The organism is Leucobacter sp. M11, from assembly GCF_035726885.1.
Classification (GTDB): domain Bacteria; phylum Actinomycetota; class Actinomycetes; order Actinomycetales; family Microbacteriaceae; genus JAPFRB01.
This window is the reverse complement of sequence record NZ_JAPFRB010000002.1, coordinates 132,199-137,754: the sequence shown is the minus strand read 5'-3', so window position 1 is coordinate 137,754 and position 5,556 is coordinate 132,199. Positions and strand designations below refer to the sequence as shown.

Sequence of the window (5,556 nt, the reverse complement as noted above, 5' to 3'; positions counted from 1 at the left end):
AACTCGTCATCCTCGTCGACGATGTGCCACTGCTCGACAACATGAGCGCGCTCGTGCTCGACCGCCTGATCTCCCGAAACGATGTGCGCGTCGTGCTGACGTGCCGGAGCAATCCTGGTCCCTCGGCGAGCCTGGTGCGGGCAACCCGAGACGGACACCTCGCGGAGCTGCGCGTGCCCCCGCTCACCCGCGACGAGGTCGCGGAGATTGCCGCGTCGCTGCTTCCGGGCCGCGAGCTGGCGCCGGACACCGTGACCCGCATGGAGGGGGTCAGCGGGGGCAACGCGCTCTTCCTGTCCGAGCTCGTCCGCGGCCTCGACCGCGGCGCGCACCTCGAGAGCCGCCGCGGCATCTGGGTGTGGCAGTCCCCCTTCCCGGAGGAGACCACCCTCACGGACGTGGTGCGCGCGGAGCTGTCGGCGCTCAGCGAGCCGCAGCGCCGGGCCTTCGAGACGATCGCCCTGTCCGCGCCCGCCCCCCTGAGCCTGCTCGCCGCCGCGGTGGACCTGGGGCCGATCGACGGTCTCGTCGAGGCCGGTTTCGTTCGTTTCGACGCCGCCCGGGGCTCGCGACGCGACCCCGTCGTGCTGCTCGCGCACCCGATCTACGGGGAGTCCATTTCCTCGCTCCTCAACCCCGTGCAGGTGATGACCCGGTACCGGGAACTCTACGCCGCGGTCTCGCCGCGGCTGCGCTCGGGCATCGCCGACCCCGCAGAGCTGATGACCACCGTGACCTGGGGGCTCCTCGGGAACGCGCAGATCCCCATCGACACCCTCCGGCGGGTCTTCGGTCTGACCGAGCACCTCGCGGACTACGACTTCCGCATCCGCCTCGCGAGCGCCCTGCTCAGCCACCCGGACGCGGACCCCGAGCTGCGGGTCCGCGCGCTCATCAACCGCACCGAGGCGCACCGCTACAGCTCCGATGTGGCCGGCGTCGCCGCCGACGTGGAACAGGCCATCACCCTCGTCGAGGAACTGCCCGACGGGGTCGAGCGGAACGAGAACGCGATTCGCCTGGCGCTTGTCGCGGCGGATGCCCTCATTCTGATGAGCGGCCAGTGGGAGCAGTCCCTGCGCGTCCTCGACTGGGCCGAAGCGTTGCTCGCCCGCTCGGCCCTGTCCGCGCAGGCCGCCGACGCCGCGTGGCGGCTGCAGGTCGCTCGCGGCATCGGGCTGAGCTTCGGCGGCCGGATGACCGAGTCGAACGAGCTCCAGGAGCGGCTCTACGCCGCGCACCAGGGCGACGCGGACATCCTGCCCCTGTCCTCCACACGGATCATCAGCCTCGCGCAGCGGGGGGAGGGCAAGCGCGCCCGCGCCCTCGCCCGGCAGCAGATGACCCTCGCCGCCCGCTCGATGAAGCAGCACCCGCTGGCGGTCGGCGACCTCGTCGGCGCCTGGTGCCTCGGCGACCTGCTCAGCGGGAACCTGCGCGCCGCCTCCACCCTGTATTCGTTGCTCAGCGTGGCAATGGAGCGCAACACGAACGGGCTCCGGGTGCGCAACACGCTGCTCGCCTTCGGGCGTGGGCTATTCGCCCTCGGCCAGGGCAGCTGGCAGGCCGCGGTGTCCGATTTCAAGGTGGCCGCCTCTGAGCTGGAGGCCTTCACGGGAACGGGCTCGGAGGGGCTGCTGCTCGCCTCGCTCGCGCTCGCGCAGGCCGCGGTCGGCGACCACGAGGGCTCGGCGGCGACGCGGGCCGAATACCTGGCCCGCGACGCGGTCACGAGCCGACTCCTAGAGATTCCCTCGCGCTACTCGCTGCTCGTGGCCTCCCTGCACGCGCCGGACGGCTCCGAAACCGCCGAGGCGGAGGAGATCGTGCGGATCGCGCACGAGCACGGCTTCGCGCTTATGGAACTGCGCTGCCTGCACGCGCTCGCCATGAGCCGCGTCGGGGGCCTGCGCGGGGCGGAGCTGGCCCGGGTTGATACGCTCGCGGAGCAGATCGACTCCCCGCTCGCGCCGTGGCTGCGGGACAGCTGCCGACACATCTCCGCGGGCGGTGACCGGCGCGCGGGCGCGGCGGCCCGGGCACTCGTGCGCCGCGGCCTCGCGATCCCGCTCGGCTACGCGGTGCCGGGGCTGACGGCCCGGGAACAGGAACTCGCGGAACTAGTGGGCTTTGGCTTCACGAACGCGCAAATCTCGAAGCGGCTCACGATCTCCAAGCGCACCGTGGAGAGCCACGTCGCCCGGATCCTCCAGAAACTGCACGTCACCTCCCGCGAGGACGTGACCGAGGCCCTCGACCGGCGCAGCCCCGAGCCGGGCGGCTCGGCGGGGTAGGGCCAGTGGCGGGTGTCCGGCCCGGGGGCCGCCGCGGTTAGGCCGTGGGGTCGAGCGGCTTGTCTGGCCGGGCGGCGACCCGGGTCGCCTGCTCCACGCTCAGCCCGAGCCGGCGGAGGAGCTGCGGGAGCTTGCCGCGCTCCGCGCCGGAAAGCCCGGCGAGCAGGTCCTGCTCGGCGTGCGTGAGCCGCGTGATGGCCGCGTCGACCAGGGTGAGCCCGTTTCGGGTCATCTCGACGAGCACCCCGCGCCCGTCATTCGGGTCGGTCAGCCGGGCGACGAGCCCGCGCTCGGCCATCCGGTCGATCCGGTTGGTCATGGTGCCGGAGGAGACCATCGTCGCCTGCACCAGGATCTTGGGGCTGAGCCGGAACGGCTCCCCGCTGCGCCGCAGCACGGCGAGCACATCGAATTCCCAGGCCGCGAGGCCGGACTGCTCGAAGGCATTCGCGCGGACTCGATCGAGCCGCTTTGCGATCCTCATGACCCGCGAGAACACCTCAAGCGGGGAAAAATCAAGGTCCGGGTGGGCAGCGGCCCACTCCTCAACAATGGGGTCGACCTCGTCGCGTTCAGTCATCCCCCCATTATCAACCACTCGGGTCGCCGAGGCTCCAAGAGTTCTGGCAGACTAGTACGGTGCCCGCGGGGCACGGTCCGCCTTAGTGTAATGGCAGCACGGCAGCCTTTGGAGCTGTTCGGTCCAGGTTCGAGTCCTGGAGGCGGAGCGAGAAACCGACAGTCGGCACTCGAAGGGGCTCATGTGACGCAGACACAACTCGCGGTCGTCATTCTCGCGGCAGGGCAGGGCACGCGGATGAAGTCCTCGCTGCCCAAGGTCTTGCACCCGATGGCAGGCCTGCCGCTGGTCGGGCACGTGCTCGACACCGCGGCCGCAATGAATCCGGACCTCGTGGTCGCCGTGGTCCGCCACGAGCGGGAGCGGGTCGCGGCGGCCATCCAGGACCTGGCGCCGCAGGCGCTCATCGTGGATCAGGACGAGCTGCCGGGAACCGGTCGCGCCGTTGAGCAGGCGCTTGAAGCCCTGCCCGCGGACTTCCGGGGCAACGTCATTGTCCTCTCGGGCGATGTCCCGCTGCTCGACGCCCCGACGCTGCGGGAGCTGCTCGACTCGCACACGGGGGCGGGGCGGCAGATGACCCTGCTCTCCGCGATCTTCGAGAACCCGACGGGGCTCGGCCGCATCGTCCGCGACGAGACGGGGGCGTTTGTCCGCATCGTCGAGGAGAAGGACGCCTCCGAGGAGGAGCGGCGCATCACGGAGGTCAACGGCGGCGTGTACGTCTTTGACCGCGTGGTGCTCGGCGAGGTCCTCGCGGAAATCGACACGAACAACGCGCAGGCCGAGAAGTACCTCACCGACGCGGCGGTGCGCATCCTCGCCCGCGGCGGCGCAATCGACGCGGTGGCCACGCGTGACCACTGGCTCATCGCCGGGGTCAACGACCGGGTGCAGCTCGGCGAGGCCGCCCACGAGCTGAACCGGCGCACCGTGCGCCGCCTGCAGCTGTCCGGGGTGACCGTGCAGGACCCCGCCACGACCTGGGTGGACGCCACCGTGAGCGTCGGCCAGGACAGCGTGATCTACGCGGGCACGCACCTGCGCGGCGCAACCACGATCGGGTCCGGGGCCGAAATCGGGCCAGACACGACGCTCGTGGACTGCGAGATCGGCGACGGCGCCCAGGTGCGCCGGAGCGAGGCGACTCTCGCCGTGATCGGCGCGGGCGCCTCCGTTGGGCCCTTCGCCTACCTTCGCCCGGGCACGCAGCTCGGCGGCCAGGGCAAGATCGGCGCCTTCGTCGAGACGAAGAACGCCCTGATCGGCGAGGGAAGCAAGGTTCCGCACCTGAGCTACGTCGGGGACGCCGAGATCGGCGACGACAGCAACATCGGCGCTGGCACGATCTTCGCGAACTACGACGGCGTGAACAAGCACCGGACGACGGTCGGCCGCGGGGTCCGCGTCGGCTCGAAAAACGTGCTGATCGCACCGGTTACACTTAACGACGGAACGTACACCGCTGCTGGGACGGTCGTGCGCAAGGATGTCCCCTCCGGGGCTCTCGCGCTCAACGTCGCTCCGCAGCGGAACATTGAGGGTTGGGTCGGGCAGAACCGTCCGGGCACAAGCACCGCCGCAGCGGCGGAACAGAGCGGAGAGCAGTAAATGAGCAGCATTGAGATGGCCGGGCAGAAGAAGCTCGTCCTCATCACGGGTCGGGCGTACCCGGAGCTGGCCGAGAGCATCGCGCAGGAGCTTGGCGCCGAGCTCGTGCCCACCGATGCGCGCACCTTTGCGAACGGTGAGCTCTACGCGCGCTTCGACGAGAGCGTGCGCGGCTGCGACGCCTTCGTGATTCAGTCGCACACCCACCCCATCAACGAGTGGCTCATGGAGCAGCTCATCATGGTGGACGCGCTCAAGCGCGCCTCGGCGAAGCGGATCACCGTGGTCGCCCCGTTCTACCCCTACTCCCGCCAGGACAAGAAGGGCCGCGGCCGCGAGCCGATCTCGGCCCGCCTCGTGGCCGACCTCTTCAAGGCGGCTGGCGCGAACCGCATCATGTCCGTGGATCTGCACGCCCCGCAGATCCAGGGCTTCTTCGACGGCCCCGTCGACCACCTCTTCGCAATGCCGGTTCTGCTCGACCACTTCCGCAAGACCCTCAACCGCGACGACCTCACGGTGGTCTCGCCCGACATGGGCCGCGTGCGCGTCGCCGATGTCTGGAGCGACCGCCTCGACTCGCCCCTCGCGATCATCCACAAGCGCCGCGACCCGATGGTCGCCAACCAGGTCTCGGTGCACGAGATCGTCGGTGACGTGAAGGGCCGCTGGTGCCTGATCGTTGACGACATGATCGACACGGGCGGCACGATCGCCAAGGCCGCCGAGGCCCTGAAGAAGCACGGCGCGCTCGGCGTGACGATCGCCGCGACGCACGGCATCCTCTCCGGCAAGGCCGCCGAGGTGCTCAGCGCCGACTTCATCGACCAGGTGGTCGTGACCGACACCCTGCCCGTGCCCGAGGAGAAGCGCTTCGACAAGCTGACCGTCCTGTCGATTGCCCCGCTGATCGCCCAGGCGATCCACGAGGTCTTCGAGGACGGCTCCGTGACGAGCATGTTCGAGGGCGCCGCCTAGGCTTCCCCCGCGACACCCCTTCGCGAGATCACCCGAGTTGCCGCCCCTTCGTGGGGCCCGACCGCTCGGTGATCCCGCGGAGGGGTTTTTGCT

Annotated in this window: 4 protein-coding genes and 1 tRNA gene; 4 read left to right on the top strand and 1 reads right to left on the bottom strand. The window is 70.3% G+C overall.

The genetic code is table 11. The features are described from left to right. Window positions 1-2,294, top strand: a 2,294-nt coding sequence (locus OOT08_RS04755; protein ID WP_325091415.1) for a helix-turn-helix transcriptional regulator, incomplete at its 5' end; no start/stop codon positions are given. Between the two features lie 37 nt (window positions 2,295-2,331). Here OOT08_RS04755 and OOT08_RS04750 read toward each other — a convergent pair. Further along, a complete protein-coding gene (locus OOT08_RS04750) occupies window positions 2,332-2,874 on the bottom strand; it encodes a MarR family winged helix-turn-helix transcriptional regulator (protein WP_325091414.1) in 543 nt (180 codons plus the stop codon). A gap of 76 nt (window positions 2,875-2,950) precedes the next feature. Here OOT08_RS04750 and OOT08_RS04745 point away from each other — a divergent pair. The 3 genes from OOT08_RS04745 (at window position 2,951) to OOT08_RS04735 (ending at window position 5,463) form a co-directional block, all read left to right on the top strand. Then, window positions 2,951-3,022 (top strand) — tRNA-Gln (locus OOT08_RS04745). Window positions 3,023-3,057: 35 nt separating this feature from the next. Next, the gene (gene glmU, locus OOT08_RS04740; RefSeq protein ID WP_325091413.1) at window positions 3,058-4,485 is read left to right on the top strand and encodes a bifunctional UDP-N-acetylglucosamine diphosphorylase/glucosamine-1-phosphate N-acetyltransferase GlmU; all 1,428 of its coding nucleotides are present in this window, start codon (window positions 3,058-3,060) and stop codon (window positions 4,483-4,485) included. Next, entirely contained in the window at window positions 4,486-5,463 is a 978-nt protein-coding gene (locus OOT08_RS04735) for a ribose-phosphate diphosphokinase (RefSeq protein ID WP_325091412.1), read from the top strand. Window positions 5,464-5,556 lie beyond the last annotated feature (93 nt).